The sequence below is a fragment of the Mucilaginibacter sp. genome (assembly GCF_965277465.1).
Taxonomy (GTDB): Bacteria; Bacteroidota; Bacteroidia; order Sphingobacteriales; family Sphingobacteriaceae; genus Mucilaginibacter.
The window spans coordinates 368,696-386,927 of record NZ_CBDICW010000001.1 but is presented as its reverse complement, the minus strand read 5'-3'; the positions used below and the strand labels follow the sequence as shown (position 1 = coordinate 386,927).

Annotated in this window: 17 protein-coding genes; 2 read left to right on the top strand and 15 right to left on the bottom strand. The window is 40.6% G+C overall.

Going from position 1 to position 18,232, the window contains the following annotated elements; all coding sequences use genetic code 11:
- Window positions 1–247: 247 nt before the first annotated feature.
- The 5 genes from ACQY4U_RS01735 to ACQY4U_RS01715 all read right to left on the bottom strand — a co-directional run bounded on the left by ACQY4U_RS01735 (window position 248) and on the right by ACQY4U_RS01715 (window position 4,550).
- Window positions 248–862, bottom strand: a complete 615-nt coding sequence (locus ACQY4U_RS01735; protein ID WP_428327635.1) for a DUF416 family protein — start codon at window positions 860–862, stop codon at window positions 248–250.
- 67 nt (window positions 863–929) lie between these two features.
- Window positions 930–2,468 (bottom strand): YifB family Mg chelatase-like AAA ATPase, encoded by a 1,539-nt coding sequence (locus tag ACQY4U_RS01730; protein ID WP_428327634.1) that lies wholly within the window; start codon window positions 2,466–2,468, stop codon window positions 930–932.
- Between the two features lie 179 nt (window positions 2,469–2,647).
- Window positions 2,648–3,085, bottom strand: a complete 438-nt coding sequence (locus ACQY4U_RS01725; RefSeq protein WP_428327633.1) for a hypothetical protein — start codon at window positions 3,083–3,085, stop codon at window positions 2,648–2,650.
- Window positions 3,086–3,313: 228 nt separating this feature from the next.
- Window positions 3,314–4,063, bottom strand: a complete 750-nt coding sequence (locus ACQY4U_RS01720; RefSeq protein ID WP_428327632.1) for a UDP-2,3-diacylglucosamine diphosphatase — start codon at window positions 4,061–4,063, stop codon at window positions 3,314–3,316.
- Window positions 4,064–4,127: 64 nt separating this feature from the next.
- Window positions 4,128–4,550 carry a response regulator gene (locus tag ACQY4U_RS01715; RefSeq protein ID WP_428327631.1) on the bottom strand — a complete coding sequence of 141 codons (423 nt, stop codon included), beginning with the start codon at window positions 4,548–4,550 and terminating at the stop codon, window positions 4,128–4,130.
- Window positions 4,551–4,874: 324 nt separating this feature from the next.
- On the opposite strand from ACQY4U_RS01715, the gene ACQY4U_RS01710 reads away from it, so the two are divergent.
- Window positions 4,875–5,444, top strand: coding sequence for an RNA polymerase sigma factor (locus ACQY4U_RS01710; protein ID WP_428327629.1), 570 nt, complete (start codon window positions 4,875–4,877; stop codon window positions 5,442–5,444).
- Entirely contained in the window at window positions 5,425–6,705 is a 1,281-nt protein-coding gene (locus tag ACQY4U_RS01705) for a carboxypeptidase-like regulatory domain-containing protein (RefSeq protein WP_428327628.1), read from the top strand. The genes ACQY4U_RS01710 and ACQY4U_RS01705 overlap by 20 nt, the downstream gene beginning before the upstream one ends.
- A gap of 107 nt (window positions 6,706–6,812) precedes the next feature.
- On the opposite strand, the gene ACQY4U_RS01700 is transcribed toward ACQY4U_RS01705, so the two are convergent.
- From ACQY4U_RS01700 to ACQY4U_RS01655, 10 genes are all read right to left on the bottom strand, one after another.
- The gene (locus tag ACQY4U_RS01700) at window positions 6,813–7,496 is read right to left on the bottom strand and encodes a DUF4197 domain-containing protein (RefSeq protein WP_428327627.1); all 684 of its coding nucleotides are present in this window, start codon (window positions 7,494–7,496) and stop codon (window positions 6,813–6,815) included.
- Between the two features lie 93 nt (window positions 7,497–7,589).
- Window positions 7,590–8,600 carry an anion permease gene (locus ACQY4U_RS01695; protein WP_428327626.1) on the bottom strand — a complete coding sequence of 337 codons (1,011 nt, stop codon included), beginning with the start codon at window positions 8,598–8,600 and terminating at the stop codon, window positions 7,590–7,592.
- Window positions 8,601–8,606: 6 nt separating this feature from the next.
- On the bottom strand, window positions 8,607–9,257 hold the full coding sequence (locus tag ACQY4U_RS01690) for a DUF47 domain-containing protein (protein ID WP_428327625.1): 651 nt from the start codon (window positions 9,255–9,257) through the stop codon (window positions 8,607–8,609).
- Window positions 9,258–9,305: 48 nt separating this feature from the next.
- Window positions 9,306–10,370 (bottom strand): sensor histidine kinase, encoded by a 1,065-nt coding sequence (locus ACQY4U_RS01685; protein ID WP_428327624.1) that lies wholly within the window; start codon window positions 10,368–10,370, stop codon window positions 9,306–9,308.
- Window positions 10,371–10,487: 117 nt separating this feature from the next.
- A complete protein-coding gene (locus ACQY4U_RS01680) occupies window positions 10,488–11,021 on the bottom strand; it encodes a YceI family protein (protein ID WP_428327623.1) in 534 nt (177 codons plus the stop codon).
- Between the two features lie 122 nt (window positions 11,022–11,143).
- The gene (locus ACQY4U_RS01675; RefSeq protein ID WP_428327622.1) at window positions 11,144–12,454 is read right to left on the bottom strand and encodes a carbohydrate porin; all 1,311 of its coding nucleotides are present in this window, start codon (window positions 12,452–12,454) and stop codon (window positions 11,144–11,146) included.
- A 274-nt stretch (window positions 12,455–12,728) separates the two neighbouring features.
- Entirely contained in the window at window positions 12,729–13,145 is a 417-nt protein-coding gene (locus tag ACQY4U_RS01670) for a Fur family transcriptional regulator (protein WP_428327621.1), read from the bottom strand.
- Between the two features lie 37 nt (window positions 13,146–13,182).
- On the bottom strand, window positions 13,183–13,827 hold the full coding sequence (locus tag ACQY4U_RS01665) for an HD domain-containing protein (RefSeq protein ID WP_428327620.1): 645 nt from the start codon (window positions 13,825–13,827) through the stop codon (window positions 13,183–13,185).
- A gap of 4 nt (window positions 13,828–13,831) precedes the next feature.
- Window positions 13,832–14,443, bottom strand: coding sequence for a SprT-like domain-containing protein (locus tag ACQY4U_RS01660; RefSeq protein ID WP_428327619.1), 612 nt, complete (start codon window positions 14,441–14,443; stop codon window positions 13,832–13,834).
- A 72-nt stretch (window positions 14,444–14,515) separates the two neighbouring features.
- Window positions 14,516–18,205 (bottom strand): carboxypeptidase regulatory-like domain-containing protein, encoded by a 3,690-nt coding sequence (locus ACQY4U_RS01655; RefSeq protein WP_428327617.1) that lies wholly within the window; start codon window positions 18,203–18,205, stop codon window positions 14,516–14,518.
- Window positions 18,206–18,232: the final 27 nt, after the last annotated feature.

Here is an 18,232-nt window from a genome sequence, read left to right as displayed (position 1 = left end):
GGCTAAATGCTCTAACTATTATCCTATATTCTTTTTCATATTTATGTACTACAATGGTTTATTCAAGTTTAGAAATATGCTTATTTGAGTAATAATATTGCTTAACTACCTGTTAATTAATAATTTCATAATAGAGTTCTTCTATCTAAAGGGAAAAACTGACTATATAAATGATTTTTCTATTATACTTAAGCTTTCCTATGCTAACAAAGTGTTGCAAGCTCGCGGGAGCAGGTGCTACCAACTATTAAAACAACATATCGTAATCAACCAAAGAATCAAAACTAGCGTTTAGGTTTTTCAAAGATTCCAATACCTCCATATTAATAATATCTATTTTACTAATTTCATTAAGTAATAACAATTGCCTGTTTTTTTCTTTTTGCATAAACAAGTCTTGTTCGATAATGCTTTCCAAGTCTTGTATTTTATTAAGTTCTACATAGGTTATTCCTTCTTTTTGCTGAACGAACATATCAACTGTATTAATGCAATATTGAGAGTTGTTTAACACATGTTCTTTATCTAATGTTATTAGAAATTGAATTAACTCGTCAAATGTACAACATGTGTCAAAAGCGTATGATGCGATGACACTGTTGAACTCCTCAAGATCAGGAGAATTAACCAGTAATTTTTCACGAGTTTTTATGTAATCAAGTTGCTTATTTTTTTTTATCAGCTGCTCATAAATTTCTTTTATTGTATCTTGAAAAAAAGTAATATCTCCCCATTCTTCTTTTTCTGAAAAAAGAAGATATCCTTCAAGCATCTTCTCACAGTTTAGATTACAAAATAATATAAGATGTTCGAGGGATAAATTTTGAGTCTTTTCTTTAATTCTATTCAAAAAATCGTTCATGGTTTTTTATATAGAGTTATATAGGAATATTTACAGCACCAGCTTGTGTGGCAATTAGTAGTTGTCTTTACCCCGCCCAACCCTCTCTATCCAGGCTTCTGAAATTAATGGCTTCGGCTAAATGTTCTAACTGGATCTCATCGCTGCCTGCAAGATCGGCAATGGTCCGGGAAACTTTCAGGATACGGTCGTATGCCCGTGCAGATAGGCCAAGTTTTTCCATCGCTCTTTTTAGCAGGTTTTGTCCGGCTTCGCTTATTTTACAAATATCGCGTACCATCTGCGGGCTCATCTGGGCGTTGGCATGCAGGTCGGGCTTGTTGCCGAAACGTTGGGCCTGTATGTCGCGGGCTTTGATCACCCTGTCGCGGATAAACTCACTTCTCTCGGCAAGGCGGTCTGATGCCAGTTCGTTAAAATTTACGGGGGTAACCTCAACATGCAAGTCGATACGATCAAGCAGCGGGCCCGAGATCTTGCTCAAATATTTCTGCACCACACCCGGCGGACAAATACATTCCTTCTCTGGGTGATTAAAATAACCGCAGGGGCAGGGGTTCATGCTGGCTATCAGCATAAAACTGCTCGGGTAATCAATGGTAAACTTAGCGCGTGATATAGTTACCCGCCGCTCTTCCAAAGGCTGGCGCATTACTTCAAGGGCGCTGCGTTTAAACTCAGGCAATTCATCCAAAAACAATACGCCGTTATGGGCCAGGGATATTTCGCCGGGCTGCGGGTTGCTTCCACCACCAACCAAGGCTACGTCACTAATAGTATGGTGAGGCGAGCGGAACGGCCGGGTAGTAACCAAAGCATCAGCCGCAGCCAGTTTGCCGGCAACAGAATGGATCTTGGTAGTTTCTAACGATTCGTATAAACTCAAGGGTGGCAAAATAGATGGCAGCCTGCGCGCCAGCATGGTTTTACCCGCCCCCGGCGGACCGATCAGGATCACATTATGCCCTCCTGCGGCGGCAATTTCAAGCGCGCGCTTTATGTTTTCCTGTCCGCGTACCTCGCTAAAATCGCTGTCATATGCGGTAAGGCTTTTAAAAAATTCGTCGCGGGTATTTACTACTTCGGCGGTAAGCTGGGCGGTACCGTTAAAAAAGTCAACCACCTCTTTGATACTTTCAACGCCATAAACTTCAAGCTCATTTACAATGGCAGCTTCGCGGGCATTTTGTTTGGGTAGTATAAAACCTTTGTAACCCTCCTTGCGTGCCTGTATGGCAATGGGCAAGGCCCCTTTTATGGGTTGCAGGCTACCATCAAGCGAAAGCTCGCCCATTATCAGGTATTTATCAAGGTGCTCATTTTCTATCTGGCCCGATGCTGCCAGTACCCCCATCGCTATGGTGAGATCATAAGCCGAGCCTTCTTTACGAATATCGGCAGGGGCCATATTAACCACCACCTGCTGGCGCGGCATCCGGAAATTGCAACTTTTTAAAGCCGATTCAATCCGGAAATAGCTTTCCTTTATGGCGGTATCAGCCAGGCCAACTACAAAGTATTTGGTACCCGGCAAAATATTTACTTCAATGGTGATTGTGATAGCTTCGATCCCGTAAACCGCGCTCCCAAAAGTTTTAACTAACACGATGATAAAGTTTATTCAAAGCGAAAGTTATAGAAATTATTTGAAGCTTTGAAATGCTGTGCCATTTTCTGTGTTTAAGATATTAATATCAGCACCACCATTTCTAAAAAATACACCTTTATTATACTTTTTGTGTACCAGTTCTCGAAGTAGCATTCTACTAATCCAAGAAACTAACATCATTTTAACGTATCGATTTTGAAAATGCTATTGTTGTTACCATATGGTCTATCACCAATCCAAATGTTATACTTTTTAGAATACAACGACATGCCTTTCATCAAGTGTAGATCTAATATCAGATGTGCACGCTGGAGATACATTACTGTAAACACGTGATAATACATTCGATAGTAATCTGTTTGTATTAAATCTGAATCGCCGATGGTATTATATAGTCGTACCATTTCTATATAATCATTTGCTTGAAAGTCTGTCCATTTGCTCATTAAATTAATGTACTTTGATACTCTTTTGTCAAACTCTGACCTTGAAATTTGAATACCAACTGTTTTGTCATTGTTTTTAATATAACGAACGGAATCTTGTGCTGTTGCGATAAATGAGCTTATAAGTAAAATCCCCAAGATCAATGGAATATATTTAGCTGGTATCATTATTATATTTTATTTAGACAGGCCTACCAAAAGGACTTAGTATCCGGCAAAATATTTACTTCAATGGTGATTGTGATAGCTTCGATCCCGTAAACCGCGCTCCCAAAAGTTTTAACTAACACGATGATAAAGTTTATTCAAAGCGAAAGTTATAGAAATTATTTGAAGCTTTGAAATGCTTGCTGAAGAATGTGCGCTGATTTTATTGAGGGGTGATTAAAGCAAACATTATTTCTCAAAGTAATGCAGCTGTATATCTTCGCCATCAAAAACGGCATAGCTGGATGCATGCACCCATTCGCCAAGGTTAATGTAGCGGCTTTTGTTGTTGAGGGCAATATCAAGCGGTTTGTGGCGGTGGCCAAAAACCAGGTAATCGTAAAAATGGGATTTAAGCAAATCGTTACAAAAAATAACCAGCCATTCCTGCTCGCCGGGTTTATGATCTTCCTTTTTTTCGTTGGCTATCCTGCTGTTTGACGACCAGTAGTTGGCCAGCCCTACCCCAAAGTTCGGGTGGATACGTGCAAACAGCCACTGACAAAATCCACTCCTGAAAAATCGTTTTAAAAACTTGTAAAAAGTATCGCCTGGGCCTAATCCATCGCCGTGGTGCAGGTAAAACTTTTTGCCGTTGCGCTCAATCTCTAACTCATTGCTTATAATGGTTGCGCCAAGCTCGCGTTCAAAATAATCAAACATCCACATATCGTGGTTGCCTTTAAAAAAAGTAAGCTTTATGCCCGAGTCGGATAGCTCGGCCAGCTTGCCCAAAAAGCGGACGTATCCTTTAGGTACCACCGTTTTATACTCAAACCAAAAATCAAAAACATCGCCCATCAAAAAAACTTCGGCGGCATCTGTTTTTATCATGTCAAGCCAGCGTACCAAGCGGTCTTCGCGCTGCCTGCTGCTGGCATAAGTGCCGGTGCCTAAATGAAAATCGGAAGCAAAGTATATTTTATTACGGATGGCCATTATAGCTGTAAAAATAAGCTAATAATGTGCAGATGTGCAAATCGGTATTGATCGCGCTAACAGGTCAGGAAGCTACGTCTAACGGTTGTGGCCTTATAGGGCGTGCCTGCTCACAAACCTGGTTAACCAGGTCTTTTGACAGGGGCTTGGTTAAAAAGGAATTAACACAGGCATATTTTTTCGACTGGTAAAGATCAGCTGTGCGGATTGATGAACTCATGATGTGTACACGCACATTTTTATTAGCGTCGGCATTAAAGGTTTCCAACTGTTCTAAAAACTCCCATCCGGTTAGCTGCGGCATATCTAAATCCAGAAAGATCAGATCGGGCATGGTACCTGATTCTTTATTTTCTTCCAGGTAATCTAAAATTAAGCGGCCATCAAAGGTGTAAGTAGCTTGCCTGCAATTGCAATTATTATGCAGTAAGCGTTGCATAATATAGTGATCTGTTGGGTTATCATCAATTACTATAAGTTTGCACATAACGTTTAAGTTTCAAATTACCGGTTAAAATAATTGTTTTAAAAGTAGGTTTTTGATGCAATATTATTTGTAACATTTCCGTTACAAAAAGCGGTTTATATCCTTTATTATCAACACAATACATGCGTTGTGCAATAGGTTTTGTGATGATTGAATTTTGTTGCCATTTTTGAAAATAAGGCATAGCCTTAAAGGAATATCTGTTAAAATGAAGGAAATATTATCTTTATATAAAAGCGGCTATTTATATAATTTGCAGTTGGTTTTTCTGTAATAACTTGATTTCCATAAGCCAGTTAAAAAAATTATTTTAGCCGCCCCATAATGAGCCTTTTTTATAAACCAAATAAACCCACTGATGCAGCTGATGAAAAACTGCTCACCAGCTATCGCGAAAGCGGTGACCTGGCCATTTTGGGCCGTTTATATGAAAAACAAATGCCTTTGGTTTATGGAGTTTGCTTAAAGTACCTGAATGATGCGGAGCAGGCTAAAGATGCCGTTATGGCCATATTTGAAGAGCTGATTGTAAAGGTTAAGCAACATGATATTAAACATTTTAAAAGCTGGCTGTATGTTTTGAGCCGTAATTACTGTTTAATGCAATTAAGGGCCGGCAAAAAGATGGAGATGGTAAACCTGGATGATTTTATGGAATTTACCCCGCTTTTGCATCCTGATGAAAACAACCGCGAGGAAGCGATGAAAGCGCTGGATAATTGCATGGATAAATTGCCCGGTAACCAAAAACAAAGTGTGAGCTTGTTTTATTTAGATGAGAAGTGTTATAAAGAAATAACCGAAGTTACCGGATTTAGCCTTAACGATGTGAAAAGTTATATTCAAAACGGGAAGCGGAACCTTAAAATCTGCCTTGAAAAAGTTAGTGAGTAAAAAAGAAACCGACATATTGCTGATAAGGAAGTATCTGAACGGAGAGCTTGATGCCCTTGCTATGCACCAGCTGGAAAGGCGCGCGCAAAGCGATCCGTTTTTGATGGATGCCCTTGAAGGCTATGGGCATAGCGGTGCTGATAGCCAGCCGCAGTTGGATGAGCTTAGCAAACGCTTGCAGCAAAGGGTTGAAAGCAGGCCGGCCCGTGTTATTCCATTCCGGGTAATTGCCATTGCAGCATCCATATTAGTGCTGTTTACCGTTGGCTGGTTATGGCTGGCGAATAATAAAAATACGCCGCCCCCTAAAATGGCCGCGATTGTTAAACCCGAAATAAGGGCCCGGCTTAATGTTCCTGTTGCTATGGTACCTAAAACGGATAGCAGCACATTGGCTGTAATTCCTGCCGCGCCTCAAAAAGCAATAGTAAATAGCACGGATAAGAAACCTATTGTATCGCCTAAAAATGCAACAGCTAATTTAGTGGCTGATAATATATTTGCCAGCAACAGGAATAGTGATGCGAAGACAGATACCGCTAAAAGCACCCCAATGGACGAAATGGTTGTGATGGGGATGGAAGCAAAGAAAAAAGATGTTATAGCTAAAACAGATACCGGAATAAGCAGGCAATTACAAGGCAGGGTTGCCGGAGTGGCAGTTAAGGAAAGTATATTTTCGGCCCCAGGCAATGGACGCATAAGGGGTAGAATTATTGGTAAGGATGATGGCATGCCTTTAACCGGGGTTTCGGTAAAGATACAGGGTAAAGCTGCGGGTACGCTTACTGACGAGAACGGTTATTTTAGCCTGCCGGCTGATAGCAGCAAAGCCAAACTACTTATTGCATACATAGGTTACCAGCCAATTAAGCTAACGGCCAGTAACCGCGATTCGTTAAAAACGATAGCAATGGTGCCTAACATCGGTTCGTTAAGTGAAGTTGTGGTTTCGGGTTACAGCTCAAAAAGCAATGATGATTATGCCGTGGATAAAGATGCCCGCCCGCAGGATGGCTGGGTAAGCTTCAAAAAATACCTGAAAGAAAAAGCAATATCGCCAGATGGTAAAAGCGGTATAGTTAAGCTGTCATTTATGGTGAGCAACAGCGGTAATATAAGCGATATTAAAGTTATTAAGGGCCTGAGCCCATTAACCGATCAAAAAGCGGTAGACCTGATAAACAGCGGCCCCGACTGGGCGGCCAGTACCAGCGGCAAGCCCGAAAAAATTATCCTGAAAATAAAGTTCGGGAAATAGGTTTATAAGTTATACAATAGCCTGAAAAACCTATTTTCTAAGCTTCCGCGAGTTTTGTGCTGCGTAACTCGTGGCAACGAATAGATTATACGCAAAGGAGTAATCAACTATTTATTCTTATCAGCAAAAGCAAATACCTTTTGCAAAAGCGGGGTTGAGCGGGCACCAATGTTTTTACGGATGTTAAGTTCCTCTAAAGCTATCTCATAAAATAACCCATCAATTGCCTTTTGGGTTACATAGGCATTAATATCGGGGTTCATTTTACTTACAAACGGAATTTTATTGTACTCGTTTGCAGCATCGCCATAGTATTTGGTTGCGCCTACCTTATCAAGGCTTCCTTTTACAACCGGGGTAAATGATGCGGTAAGTTGCGGCGTGGTGGTCCGTCTAAAATATTGGGTAGCGGCATCCTGTCCGCCTAATAAAATATTTGATACATCCTCCAGTGTCATGTGTTTAATGGCATCAATAAATATGGGTTTTGCTTGTTTGGCGGCATCTTCGGCAGCGCGGTTTAACGACAGGATCACGTTATCGCAAAGCTTACCCAAGCCAATACGGCGTAAGGTTTTTTCGGCTTTTTGCGCCTGCGGCGGAAACAATATTTTTATAGCTGCATTACCAAAAAAGCCGTTAACAGCCGAAAGCTGATCAGCACTTTTTGAAACACCTTGCTGTAAGGCTTGCTTAAGGCCCTTGTTCATATCCAGGTCTGAAATTTGTGCAGAGCTTGAAAGCGTAAGCAATATTACAAAAGCGGGGATCAGCAATAATAATTTTTTCATGAGGTCAATAATTTCTTCAGTCAAAGAAAAGAAAATTCCGGCAGAAAAAATATTAAAGAATAATGTACGCCAAGCGTTGTGTTAATTATAATACTATAACACAACCCTTAATAAAGCAAACGTGCCTGCTGCAATTAAGGCAGATACCGGGATGGTAATTATCCAGGCCCAAAGTATATTTATGGTTAAGCCCCAGCGTACGGCTGATAACCTTTTGGTTAAGCCAACACCAATTATAGCACCAGTAGTAGTATGGGTTGTTGAAACCGGGATACCAAATTTTTGAGTGAAGAACAAGGTTAAAGCACCGGCTGTTTCAGCACTTACACCTTCAAGCGGGGTTATTTTTGTGATCCTTGACCCCATTGTTTTAACTATTTTCCACCCGCCAGACATGGTGCCCAACGCAATTGCCGAATAACAGGAAAGGGGGATCCAGTTTGGCATAGGTGCACCGCTTTTAATAATATGTGCTGTAAACAAGGCTACGTAAAGTATGCCCATTACCTTTTGTGCATCGTTACCACCATGTGCATAGCTTAGTGCGGCAGACGAAACCAGCTGCAGCCTTTTAAACCAGCGTTCGGCAGTGGCGGGCCTTGCGCGCTTACATATATGTAAGATCAATACAGTTATAACATAGGATATAAACAAACCGATGAAGGGTGCCAGCACTATGTAAGCCAATATGGTAAGTATGTAGTGCATATTAACTGCATTAAGGCCGTTAACACCCATATATAAAGCATTGGTTATACCCGCACCTGCAAAACCGCCAATAAGTGTATGCGATGAACTTGAAGGGATACCGAACCACCAGGTGGCCAAATTCCAGGTAATGGCGGCAATAAGGCCGGCAAGTATTACATTAAGCGTAACATAATGCTCAACCACAATTTTTGATACGGTATCGGCTACCTTATATTCTTTGGCAAAAAAGTATACTAAAAAGTTAAAGAATGCAGCCCACATAACCGCCTGAAATGGCGTTAATACCTTGGTTGATACAATTGTGGCTATAGAGTTAGCTGCATCGTGAAAGCCATTGGTATAGTCAAATATCAGTGCAAGGCAAACCACAACAATAAGTACAGGTGTAATCATTTAGCGTTATGCGTTTTTAACTAAAATTGATTCCATAACGTCGGCTGCATCCTCGCACATATCAGTAGCTGTTTCCAATGCCGATAATATCTCTTTGTATTTTATCAGGCGGATAGCATCTTTCTCGTATAAAAAAAGATCGGCAACGGCACGGTCAAAAACATAATCGGCTTGGTTCTCAACGCTGTTTATCCTGATGCATGAATCGGCAATGTTGCGTACGTTTTTAAGGTCCTTTAATTCCTTAACTGCTTTTTCAAGATCAATGCTTGCCTGCAAGGTTAGATCAGATAGCTTGCGGATGTGCTCGTTATAATCATCAATGCGGTACAGGCTCATCCTGTTTGCAGCACCTTGTATATAATCGGCAACATCATCAATTGCTGATGCCAGGGCATGTATATCCTCGCGGTCAAACGGGGTAATAAAGTTTTTACCCAATTCAAGGTATACCTGGTGGGTTATTTCGTCGCCTTTATTTTCTAATTTATCTATTTGTTTAAATAGTTCTTCGCGGGTAGTTGAGTTATCGGTATTAACAGCTTCAACCAATATAGTTGCCATTGTTACCACATTGGCAGCGGCCTGTTCAAATAAGGGGAAAAATATCTTTTTGTCTTTAGGTACAAAGTATTGAAAGATGCTGTTTAATGACATTTTTTTCGGGTATTTGGACAAAGATAACTTAGCAATGTTAAGTTAATGTTAACTTTTTAGAACAGGTATGTTAGGCAAATGTAAAGTTTGCTTTGATCGCTGTAAAGTAAAGCCAAAAGTTGAGCCTAATCCTTCGGTACTGCGCACGTTAATAGTTTGCTCATGGGCCTCCACAATATGCTTTACAATGGCAAGCCCTAAACCCGAGCCGCCTATTTGCCTTGAACGGCTGGAATCTGTCCTGAAAAAGCGCTCAAACAGGCGTGGAAGGTATTTCTCTTCTATCCCGATGCCATTATCTGTCACCTCAACCAATACCTGGTCGTGCAGTTCAAACAGGCTAACGGATGTGCTGCCCTCCTCGTTTCCGTATTTAAAAGAGTTGTCAATAAGGTTAACCAACACCTGGCGGATCTTTTCGCGGTCGGCGTTTACCAAAAGCGGCTCGTCGTACTTCTGTTTGAATATTAATTTAATGTTATGTTGTTTAGCCTTGATCTCTAACGACTCAAAAACCTCCTTTATCAGGTCGTTTATTTTAAAACGGGTAAGGTTGATGGGGATCTCGCCTGATTCAAGTTTCGAAATTTCGTCCAGATCCTTGATCAGGTAGCTTAGCCGGTCAACATTTTTTGAGGCTTTGGCTAAAAACTGGCGGGCCATGTCCTTATCCTCCAGGTCATCGTCTTGTACGGCTTCAATATAGCCTTGTATGGCAAAAAGGGGTGTTTTAAATTCGTGCGAGATATTGGATAAAAAATCGCGGCGAAACTTTTCCTGTTTGCGCAGTTCGTCAATCTCGCTTTTCTTTTCCCGGGCCCATTCTTTTACCTCGTGCTCCACATCGTTAATAGGATCGGCACTTACGTGTTCGCCCAAAGCATCGCGCAGATCGCGGCCTAACTTTAGGTTATGGATCAGCTTATAAATGAGCTTTATTTTTGAGTACACATATTTTTCTATCAGGTAATAGAAAACTAAAAAGCTGGTAATTATGGTAACCGTAAAGGTGATTAGCACGCCATACCAGCTATGCTGAAAATAGAAGTTAACGGCCGATAGGGTAATAGCAACCGCCGCTGCGTTTATTAATACAAGTATCCTGAGTTTCATACTTGTAAAGTTACGATTAGTGCGTAGTGTTTGGCAATCGGCACATAGTTATTAAATTGTTAAGGATGCTTTTTTAGGGCGATAGTGTGCTTATTGTCTTATGCCAATCCAAACAATTTATTTGGTTGCCTCTGCATCAATATCAATAGTGGCCTGGTCTGCCAATATTAAACTGTTGCCGCCAATACCATAATCAAGCCTGTTTATTTTAAAGGTGCCTTTAAATGCAATTTTATTGTCCTTTTGAACATAGGTAAATGGCATATCTATCAGCTTGGTTTTATCTTTTATGGTAAGGTTAAACTTGCCCGTATAATTATCACCGCTTTTATGGGTAAATGAAACTGATTTTAAGGTGATCTTAGGGTATTTGGCAATGTCAAAAAAGTCTTCGCTTTTTAAATGCTCATCGCGGCTTGAGTTATTAGAGTTAAGCGTACTGGTTTCTACCGAAGCATCGATGGTGCTTTTGGCCAGATCGGCAGGATTAAAATTAACGCTGGCCTGTAAACCACTAAATGTTCCGCTGGTACCTATTCCCATGTTTTTTATGTGGAATGTTATGGTTGATCGGCTGATAGTACTTTGCGCAAAGGTGTTTGCCGTGCCGGCTATGATGATAAATAATATGGCGATAATAAACTTCTTCATGGTACTAATTAACGGGTTTTACATTAAATATTTTAGGTTGGACTATAAAAATTGTAAAAGGTTAATAAATACTTAGCAGAATATACATTCACCCGGCATTGCCGGGCGAATGCTCAAAATACCTAAAACTCCACATGTGCTCTTATCGAGAATACATTTACCGGCCCACGGTCTTTATTATAAGCCGGGTTCAGGATAAATTGATAATCGGGCGTGATAAAAAATTTCTTTTGGAAAGCATCTATCTTATAATATACTTCGGCTATCATTTCGGGTGCATAGTTTAGTTTGCCATCACCAATTAAAAAGCCATAACCACCTGCTGCCAGGTAATTGCGGTGCGGGCCCGACAGGCCATTGCCAATAAACGCTAAGCCCAGCTCATCATCATCGCGTTTCCATTTGGTGCCTTTTAGTACACCGCCAAAAGTAATGGAGCGGTCAATCTCGGTAAAAAACCATGTTTCGGTATGGCCGTCGTTCCAGCTTGCTTTTGCAAACACGCCAAAATCTTTACTTAAATATTGATCAGCATTAATACCGAAACCGTATTTGTGGCGGCCATAAGCCTGTGTGGTATCTACATTTGGGGCCGTTGGATTCTGCGCAACAGCTAAGTTATAATTACCAAATTTGCCATTGTTACGGAAACCTAAGAGTCGTAAGGTTCCTTTTTGTCCGTCAATATCATAGCGCTTTTCGTACTCCAGCGTTTGGGTATTGGCTTTAGCAATTTTTGAATCCCAGATGGATGAGTTGGCCTTGGTAACCACCATAGTAAGGGCAAAGCGGAGTGTCCAGGTGGGTTGTCCTAATTCGGTATATACACCAATGGTGTAACCGCGGGTATTGGCTGGATAATCCCAGGCACCGTTATCCATCAAGGCCCAGTTCATGAACTGCCCACGCGGATCATGGCTAAAATTATTGCCATCAAAAAAATCGGCCATACCAAATTTACCCGCAGCTACTGAGAAGTAACGTTTGCTTTTTAATCCGCCTAAAACATTGGCATCGGGTGCAATGGTGTCCTTTTCAGTACCCCACTCAAAGTTTTGCTTAAAATAGAGGCGGGCAATATAAATTTTTGGCTCGGCACTCCCAACCCTGAAGGTTTCGCCATTTGGGAAACCGGCAACACCTAATGTTTTGCTTAAACCGGCGCCACCTGAGATCTCGGGGTTAAAATAAAATTCAGCACCTTTCCATAAACGTGCGGCTCCAAAAAAAGTTGAAGTTATGGAGCTTTGCGTTTCTGAACGGGGTGATAAACTGTTCAATCCGCTATAATCAGCACTGAAAGCTGGTTTATACTGCGTTATAATAGTTTGCTGAAAGTGGAAGCTAAAGCGTTCCTGCTTAACGGTATCCTGGGCGGCAGCCATTTTTATAGTGCTGCTTATTATAATAAAGAGGAGTAAGTTTTTTTTCATTTTAGTTGGGTAACAAATTAGCTTATCAATTTTAAGTGAATGTTGCTTGTAGATAAAGACTGAAGCACACAATCTTAAATTTTAAGTAAATCTAATAATAAATTTAGACTTGTCTAAATAATATTAATTTAAAAGTGTATCAGATTACTTTACAAGCATATAGCCATTTAGTTTTGTTTATCTGCTATTAATGAGTATTTAATGAAAATAGCAAAGCTATAAGCTTAATTTATTTTTACAAAGTAAGGACTTTAAACAATGCAATGGAATTGCATTAATGCTGGCAGGTTTGGCAGATGCCTTTTACCAGTAGGTTCATCTCCATAGAGCTGAAGCCACCGGGTAATGAAATATCAGGGATTTTTGAGTTGGGCAGACAAAAGGTTTCTTTACAGGTAATGCAGTAAAAGTGCACATGCATATCGTGGTGCTCATTGGCATCGCAGTCATCATGGCAAAGAGCGTATTTGGGCGAGCCTGTACCATCATCAATTACATGAGCCAGGCCCTTTTCTTCAAAAGTTTTTAGCGTGCGGTATATGGTGATCCTATCGGCAGGGGCAAGGCCCTTTTCAATATCAGTGAGGCTGATAGCGGCATTTTGTTCTAAAAGCAAGTTTAAAACCAAAATGCGCATCGCTGTTGGGTTGATGTTTTTATTAACCAGCTTTTGCTCTGTTATTGGTTTCATGCTTTTAATATCTACCTGCAAAAGTAAGGTTAGTTTTTTAACACTCCGAATAAAACTGATCAAGGTAGGCCAGCATAAAGGCATGACGCTGATTGGCTAATGCTTTACCTGTTGGGGTGTTCATTTTATCTTTAAGCAGCAGCAGTTTCTCGTAAAAGTGGTTAATGGTAGGCGCGGTGCTATTTTTATATTGCTCCTTGGTCATGTTCAGGTTGGGTTTTATTTCAGGATCGTAAATCTCCCGGCCTTTAAAACCACCATAACTAAATGCCCTTGCTATTCCTATTGCACCAAGCGCATCAAGGCGGTCGGCATCCTGTACAATTTCCATTTCTTTAGATCGAAACGAAGCTTTATCAAAGCCTGATTTGAACGACATGTGCCTGATGATCTGCTGAACGTGCTCTACCGTATCCGCATCAGCATTAATGTTTTTTAAAAAGTCGCCGGCTGTTTTGGGGCCAATCTCTTCATCGCCATTATGAAATTTGCTATCGGCAATATCATGCAGTAAAGCAGCAAGCTCAACAATGAGCAGGTTACATTGCTCTGTTTTTGCAATCAGCTTTGCATTGGTCCAAACCCGGTGAATATGCCACCAGTCGTGCCCGCCCTCTGTATTTTTAAGGGTTTCTTTTACAAACGCTATTGTTTTATCAATCAATGCCGAATTATTAATCATGCTTTTATTCCTCAATTACCTCAACCTCTGCAACCGGGCTGAAAAGATATACACGTTTTGAACTTACCTCAATACACTTATAGCGCTTGCGCAGTTTTTCTTCCTTACGAAAAATGCGGCCATCCTTTAATTTAAATACGGCTTTTAGCGGGAGTTTCTCAACGGTTACTACAGATTCTTTTGGGGCATCATAAAGCCTTAGTGAGCGGTAAAGGTTAAGATCAGAGCAGCTGGATGCTGCCGGATTATTTAAATAATTGGTAATGGCGTGCTTAACATCGGCAGGAAAAATATCCTGTTCAAAAAATGGCTGCATCATTTTTTTAAAGTTCAGCTTCCATTCGGTGCCATGTGGTTTGGCTTTATGCTTATGCTCGTTCCAGGTATGCAGGTGCGCAAATTCATGCACGGTTGTTACCAGGAAAGCGTAGGGGTTAAGATCAAAATTTACAGATATACGGTGGCCTTTACCGGAGTGCGGCGGCCTGTAATCGCCAAACTTTGTGTTGCGGTTGCGCGAAATTTTAAACTCGCATTTAAAGTAGTCGATCCAGCGGCCTATAAGCGGTGCTGCATCGGGCGGAAGATACCTTTCAAGAACTTTTACTTTATCCAATTTTTACCTCAGCACAAAGATAAGGGTTTAGGCGGAAAGCTAAAGCAGCGGCCAGCTGCTATTTGTCATTGTTTACTCAACCTTATACCTAAAAATCTGCCGGCCTAAATTACCATCGGTATCAATGCCTTCAATCACTACCCGGTAAGTGCCTTTGCCATCGGCATTAAAAAAGCTGAAGGAGGCCTTGCCGTCACTATCAGTTAAAATATTAGGCTGCCAGTAAATGGTGCTCCGCAGATCGGCCATTTTCTGGTTGGTTTTAGGGTTATCATACTGCGGCGAGTAAAACTCCCGGGCTTTGTAAAAGCCTTTGGGCATATAGGTTATTACACCGGGGGCATAACGGTAATAGTTGTTTTGATTTTTAGCTCTTTTGGTTGTGATAACAAGCACGCCTCCCGAACCGCGACTACCATACATTGCTGCATAATGTACGTTAAGCATTTCAACACTTTCTACCTCGTTGGTGCTTAAAAATTCTAAAATGTTTGGCTGCCCTTCAACACGTGGTTGTGTTACTGGGGAGCCATCAACTACTATCTCTATCAAATCCTGGTAGCTGCCTTTTTTATCTCTTGGTTCGCTATAGTCGCTTGATTTCATCGGTATAAGCGATGTGCCTGTACGATTAGAAATTAGCTGATGCTTAAAATTAAATTGTACGCCATTCAACTTAGCCCGTAATGCATCATAAAGACTTAAATACCCCGAAGTTTCTAACCATTTTGATGTGATAATCTGGTCGGCATTGCCTTTTCCATTCAGGTTTTCTGAATGGGCAAGTAAAGGATCGGCTTTTTTATCTTTAATTACAACCTCTTTTAAAACCAGGGCATGTTTGTTAATGCCATATTTTAATTGTTCATCAAAAAACTGTTTACTTTTTTGCCGGTAGGCCATCATATCAAAACTAACTTTAACCAGGGTTGCTTTTTTACTGTTTATTTCAACACCCGGTAAGTTTTCTAAACTATCTAATACAAGCACCACATTGTCTTGTCCCTTTGCAACCCGCGACTGTACTACAAATTTGGTGCTATCATTAAAGTTAAGATTCTTAAAAATAAAATTCCCCTTATTATCACTTACTGTATCGGTAAAAAAAGCACCCCCGGTTGTTGTAAATAGCGTTATTTTGCCACCAACTATGGGTTTGCCATTTTGGCTTTTAATATGCCCCGATATTTGCAGGTTTTTTTCCGGCTGATAAGCTGGCAGGTTTTTATTGCTATCGGTTAATACCTGCTTCCATTCAAAACGATGATACCCTTGGGTCATTAAAAGCAGATCAAGGTCTTTTTCTGTTTGCTGGTTTGTATCGTTAAAATAATAATCAGGGTTCTCAATGTTTCCCCTCAGATCAGATGTTAGCAAAAGATTACTGAGGATGCTGGTTTCCTGCATTTCAGCTGCATGGACATTGCTCTCATCTGTTACTGCAACAGAAAAACTCCCTGTGGATGGATTGTTTAAACTGTTTTTTACGCCAATGCTTATAGTTGCTTTTTGACGGCCGCTGTATGAGTTTTTATCGGTTTTAAGACTTATTTTAAGCGGGTCATTATTGTTTACAAACACCAATCTTTCATTTAAGGGTTCGCCAGCTTTGGTGAAAAGCGTAAATTGAATTATACCCGTAGGAAAATCGCTTTTTGGAATAATTGCACTAAACCTTTTTGTATTGGTAATGTAGCCGGAATAATAGATCACCCCATTATTTTGACCGATAAGAACTATAGGCTCAGCATTATTATTGGGTACTGCAGCAATATTTAGTTTGATGTTATTTTTATCTGTAGTGTTATCAATAGCTAACTGGTAGCCTGTATTTTGTGCGGGTGGCAATGTTATGGTATTGCTTTTACCGTCGGTGTAGTTTATTACAGCCTGGTAGGTTTTTCCTTTTTTAGGTGTAAATTCAGTATAGCCCATGCCCAGGTGTGTAGCGGTAAAGCTGCTTACCGTTTTGTTTTCGTTATCGGTTATTATCCCGCTTACATCAATTCCGGCTCCATCTGGGGCTACGGCCTTAAAAGCTATTTTTGTTTTTAAACCCTCGGTTAGCGTTCCGCCTTCAGGAAAAAACTGAATATCTGGTTTAGCACTTGCAACAGTTGCTGTTTTATTATAGATGTCCCCGCCTTCGGGTACTTTTTTATTTTGTGTACTTACTATAGGGATTGTCTGTTTAAAAAAATATTCGCTTCCTGCATTACGCATCCAATTGGTAAATGCGCTTATATGGTAGTTGCCTTCCTTTAAGGTATCGGCCAATGCAAAGTCGCCCCAGGCCAGTCCGTCAGTAAGCTTTAATTTAATATATTGGTTTACATGGCCCTGTTCGTCAGTAAGCTGTGCATATAAAACCCGGCTCAATTGTGAAAGTATGTGTTTTGGGCCTCCTGTTACATAGGCTTTAAAATAAATAGTATCGCCGGTAGCATAAAAGGGCTTATCAAACTGTAGGTATGTTTTCTCAGTAATATTATTTACAGTATACGCATTAAGCCTGTTAGTTATTCTTTTTATTAGAGTGCTGTCTGTTGGCTGGCTGTTATCTTGTTGAGGTTCATAATCTGAGGGTAATAACCCAGGTAAGCGGTTGCGGAGCCAAACCCCATCGTAAACCAAACTTTGCGGATCTGTTATTATTCCGTTTCTGTCAAAATGCGCATAGCCATAGTTAAAACTGAGCAGCGCATTATCTGTGTTTTCTGCATCAGACAACTTGCTCATCGCACTCCTGTTATAATGATGGTATTTATTGTAAGTTACATATAAGGCGCCTTTAGTTCCATTAAGGGTGTAAATGCCTTGCTTGTCTGGGCCTGTTATGAGATCGCTCTTTGTTAGCGGACTATAGATAGGACTGTTAGCATATTTGGGCAGACATTCTTTTTTTGTCCAATAGATCAGGGAATCCCTATAATTTTTATCCTTTTTTAATGCTCCAAAAACCCGTAGTTTTTCGTTTATAACGCTATCTGCGGGCCGGCTGGGATTGGTAAGCAGGCGTAGTACGCGGAAACCATTTTCATCAATATTCCCGGCAATTACTGAGCGTAAAAAATGTGTTTGCGAACCCTCGTATACCTCCAGCCTGCGTTTTTGCCATTGTTCCTGTTCTTCAGTTGAGCCTTTCATCGGCTCCATCTGAATAATGCCTGCATAACTTAAGGCTTTGTTTTGTTCATCGGCATTGTTGAGTGTAAACGTTTTGAGCAGGTATTTTATATTATAACCCAACGCGTTATTCCGGATAATTAAAAAATCAACAGCTGAAGCAGTGAGTACGCCGCTTCTTTCATTATACTCCAGGTCAAGTACTTCGGGGTTAACTATCCGGCATTCTCTGGCCAGGGCAGTTTTTCCTAAAAATTCATCTTTAAACCAATCGTAATTTCTTTGCCTGTTTGGATCAGTATTGGGTTTTACTGTCACTTCGTTCAAGGCTATAACTTTTGGATAAATGGTTATGTCAGCTAAATTTAAATCGCTGCTATTAACGGTAAGCGTTTGCGTAAAATTGTCAAAGCCAACAACAGATACAACAAGCTCATATTTGCCGGGTTTTACATTGAGTAGTTTAAATGAGCCGTCGGCACCTGTTTTGCCGCCAATAGTAGTATTGCTTAAAAATACACTTGCATTAGCCACAGGTTTGGTATCTGCCTGGCTAATGATGCGCCCACTTACACCATACTGCGCCAAAACGGTAATTGGAAATAACAAAATGAAAAGAAGCAAGCTATTTTTCATGTTTCAGCATGGGTTTAAGGTGTAGGT